The organism is Vibrio penaeicida, assembly GCF_030689305.1.
In the GTDB taxonomy this organism is placed as follows: domain Bacteria; phylum Pseudomonadota; class Gammaproteobacteria; order Enterobacterales; family Vibrionaceae; genus Vibrio; species Vibrio penaeicida_B.
The window spans coordinates 231792-255816 of record NZ_JAUYVM010000005.1 but is presented as its reverse complement, the minus strand read 5'-3'; the positions used below and the strand labels follow the sequence as shown (position 1 = coordinate 255816).

Below are 24025 nucleotides of genomic sequence, written 5' to 3'. Positions count from 1 at the left end.
TTTTAAGCGGTAGGCAACCTTTTAATACTGCGTAACCAGCATTTTTTTCCGCAACGCCGATTTAGCGTGGCTATCCAACGCCATGTTCGCATCCAGATAGGTCACCGAGTCTCGGTTCAAACTCTCTGAACAATATTGTTCAGAGAGCTCCGATGCCTTAATTCCAGCCCAATCTGAAAAGAAACACTCAAAGTAAAACATTGAAAATGGCTGATCGCTCGGGTAATCACGTTCTACATCGCCCGTGAAAAAGAAAGGCACGTAAAGTGATTCTATATCGGGCGGCGTTCTCACATCGTGTCTGAGAGCAAGCGGCCCATTTGGCGAACCTAAACCATGGTCCGAAAAAAAGGCATACTGCCCACCCGCTTCTTCAACCAATTCCAACACCTGTGCCTGCAGATAATCGCTGTATACCACACTGTTGTCGTATTCATCCAAACGTCGATTATTCGATCGAAATGTCTCGAACGTCTTGGGGTAGCGATCAGAAAAGTTCATGTGTGAACCATAGAAATGCAAGAAAATGACTTTTTTCTTGGACGGTTCAGCGAGTACCTTTGCTAACTGATCAACCAGTATTTCATCATGCATCGTCCCCCCATCCGCTTGCGAGGAAAAATACTGATGATCGGTCTGCTGCGCTAGTGTTGAGATTGAAAAATCCCATTGCCCAAATTGAGCGTGATTAGATAGCCAGTACGTCTCGTACTCCGCCGCGTTAGCCAACAGAATGACAGACTGAGACATATTTGGAATACCTTCCGTTTTTGTCAACATCGCGGGTACTGAGCCCCACGTGTTGCTCCCAGCCGCATAGGGATAACGAAACACCGTTAACTTATCGCGCATTTTATCTAAGTAAGGTGTTGTCTCTCTTTCATAACCATACAGACTCATGTTTCCCGCTCGCAGTGATTCCCCTATGCCAATCACCAACAAATCTGGCGCATTGGGTTTTCGCTCGATTTCGCTCCACGTCATGGTTTGATCAGACTGAATGTTCATTAAGTGATAAGTATCCGCTATAGCGATAACGCTTTGAATAGCAGGAAACCGCAACGATAGCTTATGAAACGTATATTCAACGGAAGAATACGTATTTGAATAGCCACGTGCCGTTCCTTTGTTTATGTAATCCGCAAATTCGTCATTGGAATACGCTTTTGGCAACTGCAATGCGAAAGGGATGATGAGATACCCTACCCCCAACAATAGGCTAGGTTTCCAAATGAGCGGTTTCGGGATGGTGACACGCTTACCTACAACTAACACAACCAAAAGAGCAAAAGCGAGTTCCCAACCGTGCCGAACCAAAAAACTGGTGGATTCATTTAGTGGCGCACTCAATACGCTGAAAATAACCCCCATAGAAAGCGGAGCCTGATAGGCGAAATGAACAAAGAAAATAACGCCTAAAAACACCGCCAACCCCCACTTAATAAACCGCTGGTTATTCAATAAGCATAAAAGCCCAAAGATCAACATGGTTTGAAAGACGACGTGAATCATTGTTTTGATGGTTAAGCTGAGTAACTTGTCGCTATTGGTTGCCAGAGCAATGAAAAGGCACCCAGCAAAAAGTAGCCCATTCTGAAACCACACATTTTTCATTAGCGCTGATGTTCTCATTGCTTACCTCCATTCTGGTGACAAGATGCAAACTGCGAGTAAATCGCTGAATCGGTCAACACCACCTTGATATTAGGTTGTACAAGTTCTGCAATCTTTTGAGGTTCATTGACGGTGAAAAGCAGAGTGGGGATTTCGGGAAAATGATACTGAAACCGATCGGAGTAATTGTCGACGTCGGTTGAAACGTTCGTAAACCAACCGAGCAAATATTTGATTTTGATTTTGGTGGCATACAGTGCGTAATGCCAATGACTCAACTCACTTCCCAGCGCTACCCAGTAACTGGTATTAAAGCCGTTCTCCGTGAAGGTTCGTAATGCGTGATCGTTTACTGATTCCACGAGTATGTACTTACGTTCAATCACGTTTTCTGAAATTTCGATAAGATGTTGCAACGCAAATTGCCGTGATTGATTATCTAAATCGACCAAATTCTTGAAATCCAGCCAGTACTGAGTGGAAGAACCAAAGGCTGAAAATACCTGTGCGAGTGTCAGTTCTTTCCCTTCATCAAGGCTTGGTTTGGGATCATGCCTTACATGAAATTGATCCGTCTTGATATCATAAAAAACATCCACTTCTATCCCCTTAGCGCCAGCCTTTAAGGCTGCACTGAACGATTCCAGTGTATTGTCGGCGGCGTCTTTTGTGAGGCCTCGATGCGCCCATACTTCTGTACAAAACAGCCAAGCAGCTTGGTTGCTCGCCTTGTAGAAAAACAGCAACTGGAATGTAAGGAATAGACCGCCTAGTAGCACAAAAGACAGAATAATTGCTTTCAACCCTCGCCATACCTTTGGCATCGCCTTACCCCTGCATTCATAATGATACTCAAAATAAGAAAAAGCGCTCGAACACACTCTTTACTCACGAATACTGCAGGAAACATACCCAAGTAACCTGAACTCGGGATAAGTCATTTGAAAGAACATTGAGATAGAAAAAGAGCCAGTAAAAACTGGCTCTTTGTGTTTCTTTCCGATTTTTTATACCAACTGTCAGAGTTGAGTATCGTGGAAATTAGCGACCGTAATTTTTGACAATATACGCTTCAAAAGCATCGCACATGTCTTCATCGGAGTTTGTATTAGACGCAAGCTCTTTATCGCCATCGACCACTTTGATTGTCGCTTGCAAAGAAGACACGCTAGCGCGATCACGCGTTACTAATCCTTTGATTTTTTCTTGCTCTTCTTGCCACGCTTCATCCACCGATAAGTTACACACATCAGCTAGGTATTTCGCGTTAAAGCCTTCACCTGTCAAGCTTACAATGGTGTCGTTATGAGACGTGCTGTTGCCACCGTGCCAGTAATGCTTGGCTAGGAGCGGACCAATTTCTGGGTTATCGGTTAAATAGCCGAATTTTTCCGTGAAGTATGCTCGCGTCTGGTACACGGCCATGTGAGCCAATAGGTAACCCTGGTAAGCACACGCTGACTCATCCGACAACAAGTGAGGAATCGCAAGCAGTGGACGCGGGCTACACTCTAGTCCAAGAATGTTCTTTTCACAGTCACGAGCCAACTGAGTGATGTTTTCAGGCGTCAGCTCTTCATCGCTCAACTCATAAAGCGCTCTTTCAAAATAAGGCACAACAAGAATGCTGCGTTCTTCATACGCTTTAAAAGGCTGTCGGCTATCAATCATCGTCTTGATGAGTTCATCTGGGACAGGGTTACCGTCGTTATCCAGCGCGTACTGCTTAAGCCAATCCGCATCCGTCAACAAGCTGTCACAGAACATGGATTGAGTTTCGGCATACGCCATGGAAGTAGGCGCAAATTCCTGTGAAAAACACGGCGCGTTCAACTTCACATTGGCGAAATGAGCGGCGTGCCCCCCTTCATGGAACAGGGTGTTAATACCATCGTAGCCACTGCCGACTTGATCTGGCTTGGCGTTGCTGGTGAAGTTAACCTGTGCTGGAATCCATTTACCTTGGTCATAAAAAGAAGGAACCGGTCCATGACAGAAGCCATTCGGGTACTTGCCTTTTCTATCCAGTAAATCCAGCGTCAGCTCTGCGTCTGAATATTCAATATTCAAACGACCAAAGGATTCCACCCAACGGCGCAACGACTTGGAGAACGGAACATACGGGTCTAGATCACGCATTGCATCACCCGCAAATGAGTAGATGAAATTGTGTCCCGCCAACGCACCTTCCCCTTTCTCAGCCGCCAGATTTTTCAAGCTGTTGAGATGAGCTTCACGTGTGCGAGCTTCAAAATCGTCCAAAATACTGAACAGCTCTTGCGTGGTCATTTTCTCCATTTTTAGGATGGAGTAATCAAAAAAGGTCTTGTACCCAAGGGAACGAGCAAACTCATTACGGCGCTTGACCAACTCAATAAAGCCATTGTTGAGTAACCATTGCTCTAAATCCAGAAAAGCAGAATGAGCCGACTGTCGCACGTCTTCGTTTTCATTCGCGCGAACCGCCGCACCAACCACAGGCAATGAGCCTTCTACCGAGTCGCCATGTTCATCAACATAGGTCAGTGCGTGATTTTGGTTGCGCTCAAACAAATCGAACTCAAATTTAATCAAGTCCGCTTTAAGTTGCTGACTCTTTTCGCCTTCAATCGCGTGGGCTTTAAACATATCCAGCCAGCCTTTAAGACCCGCCATTGCGCTTTGTTTTTCTTTTGCGTCGCTGATGTTTTCGGCAGCGTCTAGCTGCTGATTGATTTCGCTAATTTGTGAAGCTTGGCTTAAGAATTGAGTCCACTCGGTTTGCGCTTTAGAGGAACCTTCATGGTCATCGCTGATGCCCATGTAAGTTTCCCAGAAAAAGTCTTCTTTAGTGCGGTGAATAGCCAGATAACGTTGATTCAAGTCGTTTAGATATGCAGTTGCCGACATGTTGTTCCTTCAATCCGTTGTATTTATTTGCGCAGAATTATCGCACGGAGAGCACGGCTAAAATAGTGAGCTAGACGAGTATTTTAAGAAAGCCTCAAATAAAAACACCAGATATAACAACATAACATATTGAATAATAATATTTTTATTTCATGAACATCACTTGAAATCTTCCTTGTGCAACTCCATTGATAATCATTGAGGATTAAATGTTCAATAGTAAAGGGATTTAAAAATGACTCAATTCTCCATTCGCAATGCTGTTGCTGAAGATTCCACTCTTATCGTTCAATTTATTCGTGAGCTTGCGTGCTATGAAAAGGCAGAGCATGAAGTTCAGGCAACCGAACAAAGCATTCGAGAAACCATTTTTGGATCGGATTCCACTACCCACGCTCTCATCTGTGAACTTGATGGCAAAGCGGTTGGTTTTGCCGTGTACTTTTTTAACTACTCCACTTGGGTAGGGAAATACGGTTTGTACCTAGAAGATCTGTATGTCACACCTGATGCACGCGGTACCGGAGCGGGAAAATACATTCTTAAACATTTAGCACAAATTGCTGTCGCAAAAGATTGCGGGCGGTTTGAATGGAATGTTCTGGACTGGAATCAACCGGCAATAGACTTCTATGAATCCCTTGGAGCAAAACCTCAAAATGAGTGGATAGGCTACCGATTAACAGGGAAAGCCTTACTGGATCTTGCTGAATCCTAGAATTTAGATTCAAACACTAAGCAACATCGCTTTGCTCACTTTAGGGTGTATTAACCTTTCACTTGCTACGTTTTAACCCTAAGCAAAACAGATTGTCTAAGTAAAACCGTTTTTCATTCCCTCTGTGGTTTGAGCGGCGGATTGCTCAGAGAAGTATGCTACACCCAAGTAACCTCAAGATGCTTGGGTAGACTAGTCAGTAAGGATATTAACGTGCGCATTCAATCCATCGATATATTACGAGGGATCTCCATTTTAGGGATCCTATTCATGAACATCTATTACCACGGCTTATTTGCCACCGGATACGTTTCTCCTGAATTTCCTCCCATCAGTGACACCTTCATAAATTTGTTCAGTAGCGCATTTTTTGATGGTCGCTTTCGAACCTTGTTCTGCCTGCTATTTGGTGTTGGTTTAGCGATTCAATATCGTTCATACAAAAAGAAAAAAGTGCCACCAAAGGATGCCATTAAACCAAGAATGAAATGGCTGATACTCTTTGGTTTATTACACGGTCTTTTCATATTTGGTGGTGATGTGTTGATGCTTTACGGAATATCGGCGCTGTTCGTGCTTAAATCGCTAGATCTTCCACTCAAAAAGCTTCTTAAGAAATCTTACCGATATTTGATCATCGGCGGAGTACTAAACCTCAGTATCGCCTTCGCATTTCTTTTCTTTGAAGAGCCACCGCTGATTCAAGGAACACCAGAGTTCATGGAAGTGTATGACTTATGGTTCAGTTCTTATGGCATACAGATGCTCATTCAGGGCGGGGTGGCATTCGTTATTGTATTAACGTCTCCTCTTTGGATATTTTGGCAGGTCGCTGGCTTGATGATGCTCGGTGCTTTCTTATTTCGAGTCGGTTTTTTCTCCAAAGGTTTCGACAAAAAAACGTTCCGCTTGGTCGCACTTGGGGGTATCGCCTTTACGGCGCTAGACTTGGCTCTACGCCTGTACCTTCCAAATCAGACGGCTGAACTTGGGGCGATTGTCGCCAGTGTCTCTGCAATTTTTGTTGCACTTATCTATGCTCACGCGATCGTCAAACTCGTGGCTAACCGAAATGCTGTTATTCAGTTATTTGCTGCACCAGGTAAGCTAGCTTTCAGCCTGTATATATCGCAGTCCATTGTCATGGCTGTACTGCTGCGCTGGACGTTCCCTGAGTTCCATTTAACCGCCACCAGATTGGATTACATCCTTATTGCACTGGCGTACACTGTTGTGCAAATTGTGGTCGCCCACCTGTATTTGAAGGTCTTTAAACAAGGTCCTTTGGAATACATCTGGAGAAAAGCGTACACTCGAAGCCAAATAAAAAAGCAGTTAATACCTGCACATTAAGGAAGAATCATGAGTTTTAACGTTTATCTTTCAGGTGAAATACATACCGATTGGCGAGACCAAATCATCGAGCAATGTCGTGAAGCGGGGCTGGAGATCACTTTCTCTTCCGCTGTAACTCACCATGAATCAAGCGATGCTGCTGGCGATGTGTTAGGACAAGAAGACAAAGGCTTCTGGCGTGATCATAAGTCGGCAAAGGTGAATGCCATTCGTACTAAGAACGCCATTGAAAAGTGTGATTTGGCGGTGATTCGCTTCGGTGAACAGTATCGTCAGTGGAATGCAGCGTTTGATGCAGGCTACTGCGCTGCATTGGGGAAACCCTACATTACATTGCATGATGAAGGACTGATTCACCCACTCAAAGAAGTCGACGCCTCTGCACAAGCTTGGGCAACGTCACCAAGCCAAGTAGTCGAAATACTTAAGTACCTTCTCACGTAATGGCTATACCCAAGTAAAAAAAAACGGAGCACAGGATGCTCCGTTTTTTTATGTGTTCTACCGCTTAATCTGTCGGCTAAGCCACTTAATGATTCTGGCTTTGGAACGATTCAAGTAGCGTTGTTGCCATGGAAAAATCATAGCTTTCAATCGCTAAAACTAACGCTTCAAGAGTTTCTTTGTTTTCCGGAGAGGCGTCTAACAATTGCTGGGCCAATTGCACCGCATCTGCATCGTAACCCTCAATGGCTTGAGACAATTGGCTGAGTATCTGATCCATATCCAGTTGAGAGTTATCCTCTTTTCTCTCTAAGCCATGCTTTGATGTATACGCCAATAATTCTTTTTGAATATCAGAAGCTCGTTCGTCCATTTCTTCAACCCACTCTGTCGGGATCGCCTTTTTCTCCTTAGCTTTGGATTCTATTCGTTCTGCTATTTCTACTAATACAGGAATTCGCAGATTCCCCGCCGAGCCACGAACTGTGTGGGCAAATCTTTCTAGATACACCCAATCTTTTAACTCGGATTTTTCTCTGAATTCAACCAAGTCTCTTGAAAGATTTGAAAGCATAGAACCGAGCAATTTCAAATATCGGTCTTGTGTTATGCCTATTTCTTCGGCCGTGTTATCAATATCACCACTCCAAATGTCTTCAGGTTTGAGTGTGTTTGTTAAACCATTACTTTGCTCTGATTTCTTAGATGATGATTTAGAAGGCTGCGATGAAGCAGGTAAAGCGGAAGATTCATCTGCAAGTGCTGGCGCATTCAAATACTGCTTAAGCACATTGTACAGCCTCGAAACATCAATAGGTTTGGTGACATGATCATTCATGCCTGCGTTAGAGCAGGTTTCAATGTCTTGCGCCATTGCATTGGCTGTCATGGCAATAATAGGTAAGGTATACCCTTCTTTTCGCGCTTGTTTTGTGGCGGTAACACCATCCATAATGGGCATTTGCATGTCCATCAACACAATATCAATGTTCCCTTTTGCAAGGGCATCCAAAGCAATTTTACCGTTGCCCGCTATCGTAACTTCACATCGGGTTTTTTCGAGTAAACCTACCGCCACTTCCTGGTTAATTTCATTATCTTCCACCAACAGGATGTGCTTACCAGATAAATCTGGGGTTTCTATTTTCGCCCGATTTCGTTTGACGAGATTTTTGGCTTCAATGCCATACGCATCCATGATGGCATCAAGTAAAGTGGAAGGATTGACAGGCTTAAGAATGAACCCATCGATTAACGGCGCGGCATCTTCATCTATCCCCACTTCTCGCCCATAGGCCGTCACCAAGAAGCGTTTCAAATCAGTAAAACGCTCATCTCTCGGCAAGCGTTTTAACAGCTCTACCCCGTTTATTCCCGGCATGTTCCAGTCGGCAAATACCATATTAAAGCGATCCGTATTGAGTAACTCGATCGCATCGTACCCATTGGTAACCGACGTGACGCTGAACTCCATCGCTTCCAATAAGTTTTCCATGATCCCTCTAGCGGTATCGTTATCATCAACCACTAAGGCTTTGCGCTCTTTAATTGGTTTCAAAGGGGCGGAGATATCACGCATTTTCGCACTTTGAAGACCGCATTGAATAGTGAAAATAAAGTTAGAGCCTTCCCCCACTTTTGACGTAACCGTCAGGTCGCCGCCCATCAATTCAACCAACTGCTTACTGATATTTAAGCCTAAGCCTGTTCCCCCGTGCTTGCGAGTGGTGCTCGCGTCCGCTTGGGTAAAGGCTTCAAATAATTTCGCTAACTTATCTTCCGGAATACCTTCGCCAGTATCGCTCACGACAAAACGAATCTCGGCATTCTTATCATCCTGTTTATTGAGAGTGGCTTTTACAATAATCTCTCCCTCGTGGGTAAATTTCACTGCGTTCCCACATAGATTGACGATAACCTGCCCGAGTCTTAACGGATCGCCGATCAAGTTGATTGGCATCGTTGGGTCGATGTCTAATACCAGTTCGAGGTTTTTCTCTTGTGCTTTGACGGAGACAATGGACACCACATTTTCCAGAACATCATCCAAGCAGAAATCAATGTGCTCAATATCAAGCTTCCCTGCCTCGATTTTAGAAAAGTCGAGAATGTCATTAATAATACCGAGGAGGTTTTTCGCTGAATCATTTATCCGATTCACATACTTTTCTTGAATGCTATCGAGCTCGGTGTTCAGCGTTAGGTGTGCCATTCCCATGATGGCATTCATTGGGGTGCGAATTTCGTGGCTAATATTGGCAAGAAATTCACCTTTGGCTTGGCTCATGGCGTCGGCCGTCTCTTTCGCTTCAACCAGCGCGTTTTCCATTTGCTTACGTTCGGTTTGATCAAGCAGGATACCCACAATGCCGTTCACGTGACCATTGCTATCAAGGAAGGAGGCTTCATACACCAACATTTCTAACTGTTTCTGATTGGCTGGCGCAATCTGGACTTCGTAATTGGCGTTGCTCTCTTTTTGGAAAAGAGTTTGATGGTGTTCATCAAATTCTGGGGCGGTTTCCCCAAAAATCATGTTCGGAGTCGAGCCTAATATTTGCTCCTCGCTCAGCCCCATCAACATTCTGAATTGGCTGTTAATGGTAATGAATTGACCCGTATTGTTGAGGCAGTACATCGGGTTTGGTGTTGCGTTCAGGATTTCCTGATTCAATTGAGACTGTTCCAGTGCTTTTTGTTCGGCTTTGCGTTGTAATTCTAGGTTGCGGCTCAATTGAATACTTATTGAAAGGTCATTCAGCATTCGGTTCAACCACTGTAAATGAATGTCATCGAGGCTATGTACTACCCCAATTTCCATCACGGCTATCACCTTTTCCTTGACCAATAAAGGCAAATAGTACATTTCATTAAGGGACAATTGCCCACCATTGTAAGGCACCACAAACGCCCCATTTAGCTCTCGTATCACCACCGGTTCTTTACTGCGAGTTACTCCCATCAGTGTGGAGCTTTCTTCACTGACCACTGCGCTTTGGCTTTCACCGTAACCTGCCCCTGAGATCCGTGTTAGCGCGTTGTTTTCGAAAATGTAGATCCCTACCATTTCAACGGGGAAGTGCTGCATTAAGAAGTGTGTCACGCGGTCACACAGCAAGGATGTCGATTCATTGTTGCGTAACACGATGTTGAAATCTTTCACCAGCGTATTATTGCTAAGCTGTTCTGATATATGGTGAAAAACCACGTTTAGGCTATCAATGAAATACTGTAAATCTCCGTAGGCTTGTTGGGTTAACGTGAAGGAAAAGTCTTTATTTTCTACTTTTTCGACAACCGTTTGAGAAAGCTTGCTAAGAGGGCTGATATAAAGATGCCAAAGCAAAACAAACGACACGCCAATAGCCGTTATTAACGCAAAAAACAGGACTAAACTGATTCGCTCATTCGACTTTATATCGGCTTCATTTGCCGTAATTTCAGAGTTAAGCCGCTTGAGAATAGAATTGTGGGCTGAGGAAATTGCCGCCATTATTTTCGCTTTTTCAGAAAAGTACTGATCGCTGTACAACAATGAACGAGCACGATCTAAATCCCCGACACCAGTCAAAACCCACTGCCCATTACCGTCTTGTTGTCGCCCTTCAATGGCATTAAATGCATCCACCTCTAGCCCGACCAAAGCATTCGATAGCGCCAGTGCACTGTTTAATTCACTGAATTCAAAGGCTTCGATGCCCGATTCTTTTAACCTTTGTACTAACGTCGGTCCGCTAAACTCTGATTGGGATGTAGGCGATTGTTCTTCCATAGAAACAATATCCCAATACTCGTATCGATTTCCCTTCGGTATTGGAGTCTTACCATTTCGCACATCCAAAACGTGGTTAAAAAGCGCCTTCCACTTTTCATTTCCTGTCGCTCCATAGGCCCTTGCAAATTTGGTTAGGTGATCAGAACTTCCTTTCAACTCCATTGATAGCCGATAGAAGTTCGTCAATTGAGATTGCAAGCTTTGTGTTTTTTCATGCAAATGTGTATTCGTTTGGTTCAATGAAAAAATCGCCACGGACACGACTCCCATGATAAGAAATAGCATCGAAAATAGAATTTTTATTGATTTCATAGCTCATGCCTTTTCAAAAAATTCCCAATATGGGCTACATTTAATGTAGTAGGAATTACTAATATTTTAAAAGGTCTTTCATGCCATTGGGGAATTTGGATAATCGGACCATACTAATTGTCGATGACTCACCAGACAACTTATCGTTTATGGCTCAGTCACTAGGCGGTAAATACATCATAAAAATTGCCAACTCAGGGGCTTTGGCGCTGGATATTGTTGGGAGATTCCCCATCGACTTGATTCTGCTGGATATTATGATGCCGGAAATGGATGGTTACGAAGTCATTCGCCAGTTGAAATCATCAAAGAAAACCAAGGAAATCCCCGTTATATTCCTGACTGCTAAAAGTACATCTGAAGACGAAAGATTAGGATTTGAATTGGGTGCTGCCGATTACATTAATAAACCCGTTAGCGTCCCAACCTTAGAAGCAAGAGTCAAAACGCACCTGCAAAATAAAGTCTCCAACGATCTTCTTCATGGTCAAAATGACCTGCTAGAAACTCTGGTTAGAAACCGTACAGAAGAACTGGAAGAGGTGAAAGATTCCATCGTGATTGCGATGGCAAGCCTCGCTGAAACGCGGGATAACGAAACGGGCAACCACATTCTTCGAACTCAATATTACGTAAAAGCACTGGCGGAATATTTGGCAACAACCCCCAAATACAGCGATTTGCTCACCCACGAGTTAATTAAGATCTACTACAAAGCCGCACCTCTTCACGATATAGGAAAAGTCGGCATACCCGACAACATCTTACTCAAGCCAGGGAAATTGACAGAATCTGAGTTCAAAATCATGCAAGAGCACACAACGCTCGGGCTTCAAACGTTACAGAAAGCCAAGGAACACTCCAACAACCCTAACGGCATTATCGACGCAGCGATCGATATTGCTTATTGCCACCACGAGAAATGGGATGGTTCAGGCTACCCTAAAAAATTGGCTGGAGAAGCCATTCCATTGAGTGCAAGACTCATGGCTGTCGCGGATGTGTATGATGCTCTGATCAGTAAACGTATCTATAAAGATGCGATGGAACATAGCGTGGCAAAACGCATTATTGAAGAAGGAAAAGGGGGACACTTTGATCCCCAAATCGTCGATGCTTTCATCGCCTGTGAGCAGCAGTTTATTGATATCGCGACAAAGTACGCCGACTAATTAACTCCAGAGCAAACGGTCGCTAAGCTCACCCAATCTCAACCTACTCTTCTTCCATCGCCGCAAGTACCGATTCAATTTCTTGGGCGGCTTTGCGAAGCTTGTCGACAGAGGAAATTAAATGGTCGATCGTTTTACGAGCAATCGGGGCATGGCAAAACAAGCAAGCAATGAGACGGCCGTCTGTGCGTTTGATTGGGACAGATATAGCATTCATACCATCCATAAACTCTTCGTTATCCACACCAATCTGAGTCTGATGTATACCCAGCAAGGACTGCTCTAACGCTTCCGGTCCCACAATGGAGTTTTTCCCCATCGGCTGCAGATCGAACTGCTTAAACATCGCACGGCGACGCGCTTCAGGGAGGCTGCTTAGGTAGAGCTTGCCACTGGATGAACACCAAGCAGGTACACGAGTTCCTACCGGAATATGTACCCGTAATGGGTATTCACATTCTACTCTATCGAAGTAGATCATTTCCGTACCATCAGGAATGGCAATACCACAGGTTTCGTCCATTTCCTTCGCAACACGCTCTAGTATGGCTCGCCAATGTGTTTTATGGACACTGGTATGCAGAACGTTCAAAGCAATATTATGAAAATGATCGCCAGGCACGAGTTGACCTTTTAAGTCGGTGTATAACCAACCTTCTTTTAGCAGTGTGTTGACGATTCGATGAGACGTTGGTTTGGGGATATCCAGCCTTACCCCAACTTCGGTAGGTGACAGTGGTTGCTCGCTGGAAGCCACTTCTTGCAAGATTTCTAACACACGAAGGATGGTAGAACCTTTTTCACGCTTATTGCTGGTCGTCATAATGCCCTGATACGGTTTTTCGTTATGGAAGCAGTATATACACAATCTACCTCAAGATAAAAAGCAGCCCAAGTAGTTGCTAACAAACAGTAATTTTCTGATGATAACGTCACACTACTTGGGTATGTTCTATTTCATTGTTGGCATCGAAAACTCCGCTCGTAAGCCATCCGACTCTGGCCAGCGAGATGTCACCGTTTTCATTCGGGTAAAGAAGCGAATCCCGTCGGGTCCATGCATATTCAGCGGTCCAAAAATGGAACGCTTCCAACCACCAAAGCAGTGAAAGGCCATCGGGACAGGAATCGGTACGTTCACACCAATCATGCCAACCAATACATTTTCTTGGAATAGGCGAGCCGCTCTGCCGCTCTCAGTAAAGATCGCCGTACCGTTACCGTACTCGTGATCATTAATGAGTTGAATCGCTTCCTCCAGCGTATCCACTCGTACCACCGACAAAACAGGACCAAAGATTTCTTCTTGGTAAATGGTCATATCTGGTGTGACCCGGTCAAACAACGTTGGCCCAACAAAGAACCCACTTTCTGCACCTTCAACTTGATAGTTACGTCCATCGACAAGTAATGTTGCGCCTTCTTCTACGCCTTTATCAATGTATCCAACGACTTTGTCTTTATGCGCTTGGCTGATTACGGGTCCCATATCCGGTTCATCTTCTCTGTCACCAGGACCCACTTTGAGTTCGGCTATCGCCAACAGCAGCGATTCAATGGTGTTTTGTGCCGCTTCTTCACCCACACACACCGCGACGGAAATCGCCATGCAACGCTCTCCGGCAGACCCATATGCCGCTCCCATCAGCGCATTGGTGACTTGCTGTGTGTCTGCGTCTGGCATGACTACCATGTGGTTTTTAGCACCGCCCAAAGCTTGGCTGCGTTTTCCATGTGCTGAAGCGGTGGAGTAAATGTATTCCGCAATAGGGGTTGAACCCACGAAACTGACCGCCTGTACTTCTGGGTGGGTAAGCAACACATCTACAGCGGTTTTATCGCCATTCACCACATTAAACACCCCATCTGGTAATCCGGCTTGTTTAAGCAATTCCGCTAAAAACATTGCGGGTGTTGGGTTTTTCTCAGACGGTTTCAGAACAAACGTGTTGCCGCATGCAATCGCAATCGGAAACATCCACATTGGAACCATCACTGGGAAATTGAAAGGCGTAATGCCTGCGCAAACGCCTAATGACTGCATCATGGAATGAGAATCCACCTGACGCCCCACATTCAGCGAATGCTCACCTTTTTGTGCATGAGGAATACCGCAAGCAAACTCCACTACTTCCAGCCCACGGGTGATTTCCCCTTGTGCATCACTGAGGACTTTTCCATGCTGCTCCGTGATGATTTGCGCCAATTCGTTGCGGTGTGTTTCGATAAGTGCTTTGAATTTAAACATCACACGCGCTCTCACCACCGACGGTGTTTTCGACCACGCAGGGAAGGCCGCGGCCGCAGCTTCAACCGCTTGCTCGGTCGTCTGAACGGAAGCCATTGCCACATCAAGAATGTGTTCGCCTGTTGCCGGATTGGTGACTTTCGCTAAATCTGAACCTTGGGATTCAACAATATTGTTATTAATAAAATGTCCGATACGTTCCATTGGGATCTCCTTATGCCCACAACTGATGATAAAGTCCGACGATTTCTTGTTGGCTCGGTACTCTTGGGTTATTTCCAGGTGAGCCGGAAGCCAATGCTTGCTCCGCCATCACCTCGCAAAGTGAAAAATACTGTACTTTGTCGATACCAAATTCCGACATAGTGGGCACAGACAATTCTTGGTTAATCGCAATAAGCTCTTGGACTAATGAATTACACGCCACGTCGTCACTGGCTTCTTGCAATGCAATGCCCATATGCCGAGCGCAATCGGCATAACGTGACTTAGCGTTTGGGATAGAAAAACGGGTAATGGTTGGCAAAAGCATCGCATTCGATAAACCATGAGGCACATGAAAAAAGGCTCCAATTGGGCGGCTCATCCCATGCACTAGCGCAACGGATGCCGCGGAAAACGCCATTCCTGCCAGCGTCGAACCCAGCATCATCGCTTCTCTCGCTTCATGATTGTCGGGTTCGTGGTAGGCCTTTCTTAAGTTGGGTGCAATCAACCTCATGGCAGCGGTGGCTTGCGCATCGCTAAACAAATTCGCTTTTTGGCTCACGTACGCTTCAATAGCATGAGTCAACGCATCAATTCCGGTATCTGCCGTCACTCTCGGAGGCACACTGGAGGTCAACTCATAATCCACCAAAGCGGCATCAGGCATAAAACCAAGCCCAAGGCACAACATTTTCTCGTCCGCTTTGTCATCGGTAATAATGGTGAATCGCGTCACTTCCGATCCCGTTCCAGCCGTTGTTGGAATCGCAATTAAAGGAACACCAGATTCCGTCACCACACGAGGAAACTTGTAATCGCGCATCACACCGCCGTGCGTACCTAATATATTGATGGCTTTCGCAGAATCAATGGGGCTGCCCCCGCCTAATGCGATAATGGCGTCGTACTGACCTTTTCGAAAAATGTCTACGCCTTGTGAAATAGAAGAAACCGTCGGCTCCGGTACGGTTTCAGAAAATACCGCACACTCTATGCCTGCACTGGTCAAATGTTGAATAATTTGGTTGGGATACCCCAGTGACACCATGACGTTATCGGTGATTAACAACGGCGCTTTACACCCAAAATTCGTCAATATCTCTGCGATTCGCTGGCTGGCACCCGCACCGATCTCCATGATCCTTGGAAGCTGAACCTGATTGCTCATTTTTACATCCTTATCTCTTGCCCTTCATTTTTAGCCTGCTGAGTTAGCCAAACAAAAAACCACTCAGTGATACTTTCTGTATCGTTTTTAATATTAGAGTGAACAAATGGAGAATGTAAAGATAAAAATGAGACTTTAAGTATCATTATAGATGGTAAATTGATTTACCTAAGCTATCAAATTAGAACTGAATCACACTTTGGCACATCCAAAAAAACCCCAATCTAGCCAGTAATAGCCCTCCTCCTATGTCAGGAAAAAACGCCGAAACACAACTGGTTAACAAGTAAACAAAATGTTAATAACCCAAAAAAAATCACAGAATGACAGTCTTAATGAGACTTTTTGTGTCGAAATGATTTTGACACATGAATCAGTAGGTGATTATTATTTAACCTCCTGAAAGAAATTTCACTAAACCAACATTTCAATCAGGCTGTGATTTTTTCACGCAAATGGAACAACGCCTATCGGAAAAGGGCACAACAAAAAAGCCACAAGGAGAGTGCAATGAAAAGGTTCCAACCATCCTCGATCAACTTGAAGAAGCTACTGGGAATTGCGTCGCTTTCGATCGCCGCTTTTACAGGAGTAACGTCTCAAGCCACAGCAGCAGAGGCTTTTAAATGTAAGCCAGGTGAAACCTACTACATGAACGTTATGGTGAGTGGCGTCGAATATTGGTTCCCTGTATATGAAATGATGAAGCAAGCAGCGAAGTCGATGGGGTGTAAAACCGTGTATACCGGAACACCAGAATACGACGTGAACAAACAGCTCGCTTCTTTTGAACAAGTGCTAGCGAAAAAGCCCGCGGGCATTCTTCTGCACCCGATGAACCCAGACCCTTTCATTGAACCTATCAATCGCGCAAAAGAAATGGGTATCCCTGTCGTGACCTTTGCAGCAGATTCACCCAACAGTGACCGGGTTTCTTTTATTACTTCAGATAACTACGCGGAAGGCAGACACGCTGCCGATACCATCGCAGAATCGATGGGTGGGAAAGGCGAATACGCTGTTTTAGAAAACCCAGGGCAAGACAATCACGATCGTCGAATTTCTGCATTTATTGCACGAATGGAAGAAAAATGGCCAGACATGAAACTCGTCTCGCGTGCCGCTAGCAACACAGACGTAACGAAAGCATACAACGCCGTCATGACTATGGCTCAGGCCCACCCTAAACTGGGCGCAGTGTTTATGCCTGAAGCCACTTCAGCATTAGGTGCAGCACAAGCCGCCAAAGAACTAGGCGGGAAAATCAAAGTCATGAACGCGGATGTGAACGCAAAGATCCTAGACATGATCAAATCTGGTGAAGTCTTTGGAGCAGTAAACCCCAACCAAGGCATGCAAGGTTATATGGGCATGATGCTCCTGTACTTAGCGGCGCACTCTGACCTCATCGACCCAATGAACGATTACAAACGTTCAGGCTACAACCCAATGGGTGTACCGTTCGTGGACAATGGGTTTGCCATTGTGACCAAAGAGAACGCAGACGATTTCTATTGGGACAAATATCTCCAAAAACGCGGCACAAAAGGCATTAATGAGTAACACATAACTTGCTTGGGTAACTCGCTGTTATCGGGACAGTGTGATTACCCAAGCCAACAAAAAGCCTTAATAAACTGCACGCAGCCTACACAGGAGATACCTATGTCGTTACCTACGCCGGTATTAGAAATTCGCAATGTCCGAAAAACATTCGGTCAAACCGTCGCACTTGAAGACGTCAGTTTTACGTTGATGCCCGGTCAAATTCACGCTTTGGCCGGCGAGAACGGAGCGGGAAAATCCACATTAATGAAAATCATTGATGGGATTTATCAACCCGATTCAGGCGATATCTATTTGAATGGCCACAAAACCAAGATCAAAGGTCCATTAGAAGCACAACGCAAAGGCATCGGGTTTGTTCATCAGGAAATTGCATTATGCCCAGATGTGTCGGTAGCCGAAAACATCTTAATGGCTAAGACCAGTGCTTCAAAACAACTATTCATGAATTACAAAGCGCTTAAAGAAGAAGCGAAGTTAGCGATAGCGCAACTGGCAGACATTGACCCGAATGTTCTTGTCGGCGAACTCAGTATTTCTAACCAACAACTCGTCGAGATAGCGAAAGCGCTCACGTTAGATTGCCATATTTTGATTTTGGATGAGCCAACCGCGGCACTGACTGAAACCGAATCTAAGCTGCTTTTCCACATCATGCATCAGCTTAAAAGCAAAGGCATCAGCATTATCTACATCAGCCATCGCATGGCGGAAGTCTTTGAACATTGCGACCAAGTTACCGTGTTCCGTGACGGAATCCGAGTCGTTAGCTACACCACTAAAGACACAACGCCAGAGCAAGTGGTAAATGACTTGGTAGGTCGAGAACTGAGCGACTTGTACCCAGAAAAGTTTCAAGGTGATATCGAAAGCAATACGGCACTGCTTGAAGTTAAGAACTTGTCCGACAAACAGCGCTTTCAAGATATCAATTTCGATCTACACGAAGGTGAAATATTTGGCATTTCAGGGCTTATTGGGTCCGGTCGTTCCGAATTGGTCAAAGCCATATGCGGGCTTCAAGCAAAGACCAGCGGCGAGATATTTTATCAAGGTAAGCAGCTCAATATTCAGTCTTATCAAGACGGTATTGATGCGGGCATCGTCTACCTTTCCGAAGATCGAAAAGAAAACGGCGTTTTCCTCGGCTTGTCTATTGCTCAAAACGTCTCCGCACTTAGCCCAAACCAAGTGTCACGAAACGGCATGATTCAGCACCAAGTGGAAGAGGAACAAGCGGCTCGACTAACCACAGAATTGAACCTGAAATCCAGTGGCATGTCTGCCCCCGTCTCTTCATTAAGCGGAGGCAACCAGCAAAAAGTGGCGATCGCCAAAATCCTATCCGTGCAGCCCAAAGTGATCATTATGGATGAGCCGACACGTGGAATTGATGTCGGTGCCAAATCTGAAATACACAAAATGATCAGGCAGCTGGCAAACAACGGTGTCGGCATCATCGTGATTTCATCAGAACTCCCAGAAGTCATCGGCTTAAGCGATCGCGTCATGGTTATGTGCGAATCACGGTGTAATGGGATTTTAAAAGCCGATCAAATTACTGAAGAAAATATTATGCGGATGGCATCGGGGGTGGCTTGCGATCTGGCAAGCACAACTGCTCCGTCAAATATCGCTACTCAAACAAATACGGCAACTCATTCACACACGGCATCCCAATTACATACGCCTACGGAAGTCAGCCACTAAATACGGTGCAACGTCAGGAAGAAGCGTGGAGAAAAAGATTATGGACAATAACGTAATAACCGATAAAAACATGAACTCACCATCAGAGAGCGCTTTTAAAAGCCTATTTAACCGCACTAAAAACATGCGTGAATTTACGCTCATTCTGATCATTGTGGGGCTCTTCATTGCGATGAGTTTTGCCTCACCTTATTTTTTAACTTGGGCCAATATGAAAGCCATGCTGCTGTCCTTCTCAGTTGAGGGGATCGTCGTTGTGGGTATGACCATGTTGATCATTGTCGGGGGCATTGACTTGTCGGTAGGTGCGGTAATGTGCCTGGCAATGGTGTTTGCAGCCAAGCTTTTTATTCTGGGCGTCAACCCTTGGTTGGCTAGCTTAATTTCCATCGCAGCATCGGGTGGCATTGGATACTTGATGGGGCTCTGTGTAACGCGGATCGGGTTACATCACTTTATCGTGACGCTCGCGTTCATGGGATTAGCCCGTGGAGCCAGTATGATTATTACGCAAGGCACACCGATTTCTCTCTTTTCTCTGCCGCCTGAATTCAAATTCGTCGGCCAAGGAACTTTCTACGGCGTCCCCTTCTCCATCATTATTTTCTTAGTTGTCGTCGTCATATCCGACTATTTGCTAAGAAATGCGACCGCATTCAGAAAGGTGTTTTACACCGGCAGTAACGAGAAAGCCGCGGAATATTCCGGTATTAGAACCGACAAAGTGAAACTGTGGGTCACGGTTTTATGTTCTGCATTGTGTGGGCTTGGCGGCATCATTTATATGTCTAAATTTGGCGCAGCCACCCCTAATTTCGGTGTCGGTTTAGAGCTCAATATCATCGCTGCAGCGGTTATCGGCGGGGCAAGTTTCAATGGCGGTCAGGGGTCGGTACTCGGTGCCATCCTCGGTATTGCGCTACTGAGCGTGGTGTCTAGCTCTCTGATTCTGCTGGATGTCTCTGTCTACTGGCAAGATTTCATCAAAGGTTTAATTCTGTTGTTTGCAGTCGCCATTGATCATCTTCTCAACAAAAAATCCAACTAAAAGCTAGGAGAACCTGACCATGGCAATCACCCCTTTGAGAAAAGCAGCACCAGCGAAGAATGAAACAGACTGGCTGGTGCGCAAGGTGCTCACGCTCCATTATTTGGAAAACAAGAGTCAGTCTGATATTTCCAAATTGCTGTCTTTATCCGCAGCCAAAGTGAATCGCATTATCCGTAACGCGCGAGAAGACGGGTTGGTGGAAATCAACTTGAATATCCAGCATGCCAATGTGGCTGAATTTGAGCGTCACTTAGTGAACTCGACTCAACTGAATGACGCCGTGCTCGCACCTTCGATAAGCAGCGATCCTACCGTCAACTTTCAATTTGTGGCTGAAACCGCCGCCGAACTGTTGCTTAGTCGGCTACGCGATGGCGATGTTATTTGTGTCAGTGGCGGTAAAGCCATATCCGCCCTGGTGGAAGTAATAAAACCTACCCGCACTTACAAAGTCACCGTGGTACCAGCTACTGGTGGTGTGCAAGGTAAATACTTTACAGACGTTAACCATCTGGCTTACTCGTTGGCCGAAAAGCTAGGCGGTAAATCCATGCAAATTCATGCACCGCTGTTTGCCGACACCCAACAAGATCGAGACGTCCTAATCGCCATGCGAAGTTGCAAAGAAGTGCTGGATATTGCTCGAAAAGCAGACATTGCTTTAGTGGGCGTTGGAGCACTAGCAACGGGTTCTGAAAGCTACTTCGACCTTCGCAACAACATGTCTCAGGAAGAGTGCGATCAAATCCGCCACAACCATTGTGAAGGGGAAATGCTGGCTCATTTGATCAACGTTAACGGAACCTCCTGCTTTGACCAGCTCAATGACAAATTGGTGGGGCTGACGCTCGATGAATTGAAAGAAGTGCCAATACGCATTGGGATTGCGGCCAGTGACAGCAAAGTGACGCCTATTGTTGCGGCATTAAACGGTAACTTCATCAACACCCTTATCTCCGACGAAGGCACCGCCAAATTAGTACTGGAAAAGTTCGAAGAAACGCAAAAGCACAAAGGAACAACCTCATGAAAACCAGAACACTAGGGACGACTCAGATAGACACTTCGGTCATTGGACTTGGCACTTGGGCAATGGGTGGCTGGATGTGGGGAGGGACCGACGAAAAACAATCTATCGACGCCATTCGTGCTTCCATCGATAACGGGGTGACGCTCATTGATACCGCTCCAGCTTATGGTTTGGGTAAATCTGAATCGTTGGTTGGCCAAGCAATAAAGGGGCGTCGAGAAGACGTTGTGCTTGCAACGAAATGCGGCTTGGTTTGGCATACCCAACAAGGGAATCACTTCTTTGAAGAAGAAGGACAACAAGTCCACCGTTACTTAGGGCAAGAGTCCATCCGATATGAGCTAGAGCAAAGCCTTCGCAGGCTGCAAACCGATTACATCGACCTCTATATCACGCATTGGCAAGACGAAACCACATCGATAGAGGAAACCATGGGCACACTCATGGCGCTAAAAAAAGAAGGGCTGATCAAAGCCATCGGCATCAGTAATGCTTCTCTAGAGCAATTAAAGGAATACCAACAATACGGTCCCGTTGATGCCATTCAAGAGCGCTACAATATGATTGACCGCTCTATAGAAAGCACGTTGCTGCCGCACACCCAAACACATGGTGTCTCTTGCCTTAGCTATTCATCGTTAGCACTTGGTTTGTTGTCTGGAAAAATCACTGCCGACACTCAATTCTCAGGGGATGATCAACGCAAACAAGACCCATGGTTCAGCGTCGAAAACCGCAAACATGTACAAGCGTTTTGCCAGCGAGTTTTACCGGTAGCCAACGATTACCAAATCTCCGTCGCTCAGTTAGTCATTGCATGGACTCTGACACAACCGGGAGTGACTTACGCATTGTGTGGTGCTCGCAACCCTAAACAAGCCATCGAAAATGCCCAAGCAGGATTATTGAACCTAGCAACTTCGGATGTGGAATTCGTGACAAACGCGGTCGACGTTCACCTAAACGCCATCAACAGCGGTGAATAGGAGATCACATGACAGTCCCTCAAAGAGCCATTCAATCCATAAAAACGGGCGAACATTTTGATGCCATTGTGATCGGCGGTGGCATCAACGGTATCGCCACCTATCGCGATTTATCGCTGCAAGGGTTGAACGTTTTATTGATTGAGAAAGACGACTTTTGTAGCAAAGCCAGTGCTGCACCGTCTCGAATGATCCATGGCGGGCTGCGCTACCTAGAAAATGCCGAGTTCGACCTTGTAAAAGAATCACTGAATGAGCGAAATCGCCTATTAAAAAACGCACCGCATTTAGTGCACCCGCTTCAAACCCACATTCCCCTTACCTCGTGGCTAAAAGGCATAGTGCCAGCCAGCTTGAGGTTCTTGGGAATGGAGCCCAAAACGTCAGAGCGCGGCGCGTTTATTGTGAAACTAGGATTGGGACTTTACGATTTCTTTACTCGACACGATCAAGTCATGCCCAACCACCAAATGTATGGGCAAAAACAAACGAATAAGCGATGGCCACACTTCGACCAAAAAGTCTGTTGCAGCGCAGCGTATTATGATGCGTGGATTAGCTCCCCAGAAAGGCTAGCGATTGAATTGCTCAAAGAAGGAGACGCAAACCAACGTCAACCTCACGCCCTGAATTATACGTTTGCATCGGTTCAAGATAACGGAAGCATTGAACTTACCGACCAACTAACAAGCCACCAAGTTCACGTCACCACAAGCCAACTCATCAATGCAACGGGCGCTTGGATAGATAACGTTAATCTTCAAGCGGGAAACCCCAGCCAGTATTTAAGTAATACCAAAGGTTCGCACATTATTGTCGATCATCCGGAGCTATTGAGTGCGCTAGAAGGCGACATGGTGTACTACGAAAACAAAGAGAATCGCGTCTGCATTATGTTTCCCTATATGGGGAAGGTGCTTATAGGCTCAACGGACATTCCCGTCACCAAGCCAGACAATATTCGGTGCACCGATGAAGAAATTCATTACATCATTGAATCGGTGCGGGCAATTTTCCCAACGGTGATTATTCACCCAAGCGATATTCTGTATCAATTCAGTGGTATTCGCCCCCTTGGCGCTGCCACTAAAGCCAGCGCAGGGCAAATCCCAAGAAGCCACATTATCCAGCGAGATCACCTCTTTAATGGTGAAATAACCTGCTATTCGATGATTGGCGGCAAATGGACGACCTTCCGCGCATTCGCAGAGGAAGTCACCGATCAAGTGCTGCAAGATTTAGGGGCGAAACGCCTCGTGAGCACTCAAGATCGGAGCATAGGCGGTGGGCAAGGCTTCCCTGAGTCTGGAGAAGCGCGAGACCAATACATTCAACACCTCACAGCGCTTTACCAACAATCGGATTCTTACACCGCACTGCTCGTCTCGCGTTATGGCACAGAGTGCGAAGCCATTTTAGAACGCCTCCAATCACGGGGCTTTAAGCCTCTTCGTACTCTGCCCCATTACACCGAGGGAGAGTTGGAATACCTGATGACGCATGAATACGTGCACACCCCGCTTGATCTCATTCAACGCCGAACCTCCATTGCCATTGAAGGTTCCCTGCACGACGACGCACTGCAAGAAATCATTGAGTTAATGAGCCGCTTTTTCAATTGGGATGAAAGCACTCGCCTACGCCTACATAGCGACTCGGTGAATTCATTAAATTTTTATAACGGACTACAGCTCATGCCGGTTGGGGAACCCACCGAAATGATGCCGAAAACTGCAAGGAAAGCACACTATGTATATGAGTAAAAAAGTCAGGATGAAA

The 24025-nt window shown here is 45.6% G+C and carries 17 protein-coding genes; 10 read left to right on the top strand and 7 right to left on the bottom strand.

Going from position 1 to position 24025, the window contains the following annotated elements; translation table 11 throughout:
* Positions 1–21: 21 nt before the first annotated feature.
* The 3 genes from Q8W40_RS10785 to Q8W40_RS10775 all read right to left on the bottom strand — a co-directional run bounded on the left by Q8W40_RS10785 (position 22) and on the right by Q8W40_RS10775 (position 4503).
* Entirely contained in the window at positions 22–1632 is a 1611-nt protein-coding gene (locus Q8W40_RS10785) for a sulfatase-like hydrolase/transferase (protein WP_305397147.1), read from the bottom strand.
* Positions 1629–2438 carry a glycerophosphodiester phosphodiesterase gene (locus Q8W40_RS10780; protein WP_305397146.1) on the bottom strand — a complete coding sequence of 270 codons (810 nt, stop codon included), beginning with the start codon at positions 2436–2438 and terminating at the stop codon, positions 1629–1631. Before Q8W40_RS10780 ends, Q8W40_RS10785 begins: the two co-directional genes overlap by 4 nt.
* Positions 2439–2655: 217 nt before the next feature.
* Positions 2656–4503 carry a M3 family metallopeptidase gene (locus Q8W40_RS10775; RefSeq protein WP_305397145.1) on the bottom strand — a complete coding sequence of 616 codons (1848 nt, stop codon included), beginning with the start codon at positions 4501–4503 and terminating at the stop codon, positions 2656–2658.
* A 235-nt stretch (positions 4504–4738) separates the two neighbouring features.
* On the opposite strand from Q8W40_RS10775, the gene Q8W40_RS10770 reads away from it, so the two are divergent.
* The 3 genes from Q8W40_RS10770 to Q8W40_RS10760 all read left to right on the top strand — a co-directional run bounded on the left by Q8W40_RS10770 (position 4739) and on the right by Q8W40_RS10760 (position 7021).
* On the top strand, positions 4739–5221 hold the full coding sequence (locus tag Q8W40_RS10770) for a GNAT family N-acetyltransferase (RefSeq protein ID WP_305397144.1): 483 nt from the start codon (positions 4739–4741) through the stop codon (positions 5219–5221).
* A gap of 213 nt (positions 5222–5434) precedes the next feature.
* The gene (locus Q8W40_RS10765) at positions 5435–6574 is read left to right on the top strand and encodes a DUF418 domain-containing protein (protein WP_305397143.1); all 1140 of its coding nucleotides are present in this window, start codon (positions 5435–5437) and stop codon (positions 6572–6574) included.
* 9 nt (positions 6575–6583) lie between these two features.
* Positions 6584–7021, top strand: a complete 438-nt coding sequence (locus Q8W40_RS10760; RefSeq protein WP_305397142.1) for a YtoQ family protein — start codon at positions 6584–6586, stop codon at positions 7019–7021.
* 85 nt (positions 7022–7106) lie between these two features.
* Here Q8W40_RS10760 and Q8W40_RS10755 read toward each other — a convergent pair whose 3' ends face one another.
* On the bottom strand, positions 7107–11108 hold the full coding sequence (locus Q8W40_RS10755; protein WP_305397141.1) for a hybrid sensor histidine kinase/response regulator: 4002 nt from the start codon (positions 11106–11108) through the stop codon (positions 7107–7109).
* Positions 11109–11188: 80 nt separating this feature from the next.
* On the opposite strand from Q8W40_RS10755, the gene Q8W40_RS10750 reads away from it, so the two are divergent.
* On the top strand, positions 11189–12280 hold the full coding sequence (locus Q8W40_RS10750; protein ID WP_305397140.1) for an HD-GYP domain-containing protein: 1092 nt from the start codon (positions 11189–11191) through the stop codon (positions 12278–12280).
* Between the two features lie 43 nt (positions 12281–12323).
* Here the strand turns inward: Q8W40_RS10750 and Q8W40_RS10745 are convergent, their stop codons facing one another.
* The 3 genes from Q8W40_RS10745 to Q8W40_RS10735 all read right to left on the bottom strand — a co-directional run bounded on the left by Q8W40_RS10745 (position 12324) and on the right by Q8W40_RS10735 (position 15903).
* Positions 12324–13103, bottom strand: a complete 780-nt coding sequence (locus tag Q8W40_RS10745) for an IclR family transcriptional regulator (RefSeq protein ID WP_305397139.1) — start codon at positions 13101–13103, stop codon at positions 12324–12326.
* 129 nt (positions 13104–13232) lie between these two features.
* Positions 13233–14732: a CoA-acylating methylmalonate-semialdehyde dehydrogenase gene (locus Q8W40_RS10740; RefSeq protein WP_305397138.1), complete on the bottom strand. Its 1500-nt coding sequence runs from the start codon at positions 14730–14732 to the stop codon at positions 13233–13235.
* A 10-nt stretch (positions 14733–14742) separates the two neighbouring features.
* Positions 14743–15903 carry an iron-containing alcohol dehydrogenase gene (locus Q8W40_RS10735; RefSeq protein WP_305397137.1) on the bottom strand — a complete coding sequence of 387 codons (1161 nt, stop codon included), beginning with the start codon at positions 15901–15903 and terminating at the stop codon, positions 14743–14745.
* Positions 15904–16413: 510 nt separating this feature from the next.
* On the opposite strand from Q8W40_RS10735, the gene Q8W40_RS10730 reads away from it, so the two are divergent.
* The 6 genes from Q8W40_RS10730 (at position 16414) to Q8W40_RS10705 (ending at position 24009) form a co-directional block, all read left to right on the top strand.
* Entirely contained in the window at positions 16414–17466 is a 1053-nt protein-coding gene (locus Q8W40_RS10730; protein ID WP_224055750.1) for a substrate-binding domain-containing protein, read from the top strand.
* 102 nt (positions 17467–17568) lie between these two features.
* The gene (locus tag Q8W40_RS10725; protein WP_305397136.1) at positions 17569–19179 is read left to right on the top strand and encodes a sugar ABC transporter ATP-binding protein; all 1611 of its coding nucleotides are present in this window, start codon (positions 17569–17571) and stop codon (positions 19177–19179) included.
* Between the two features lie 40 nt (positions 19180–19219).
* Entirely contained in the window at positions 19220–20227 is a 1008-nt protein-coding gene (locus Q8W40_RS10720) for an ABC transporter permease (protein ID WP_126609519.1), read from the top strand.
* Positions 20228–20246: 19 nt separating this feature from the next.
* Positions 20247–21260, top strand: coding sequence for a sugar-binding transcriptional regulator (locus Q8W40_RS10715; RefSeq protein WP_305397135.1), 1014 nt, complete (start codon positions 20247–20249; stop codon positions 21258–21260).
* Positions 21257–22246, top strand: a complete 990-nt coding sequence (locus Q8W40_RS10710) for an aldo/keto reductase (RefSeq protein ID WP_305397134.1) — start codon at positions 21257–21259, stop codon at positions 22244–22246. The genes Q8W40_RS10715 and Q8W40_RS10710 overlap by 4 nt, the downstream gene beginning before the upstream one ends.
* A gap of 8 nt (positions 22247–22254) precedes the next feature.
* Entirely contained in the window at positions 22255–24009 is a 1755-nt protein-coding gene (locus tag Q8W40_RS10705) for a glycerol-3-phosphate dehydrogenase/oxidase (protein ID WP_305397133.1), read from the top strand.
* The last annotated feature ends 16 nt before the right edge of the window (positions 24010–24025 follow it).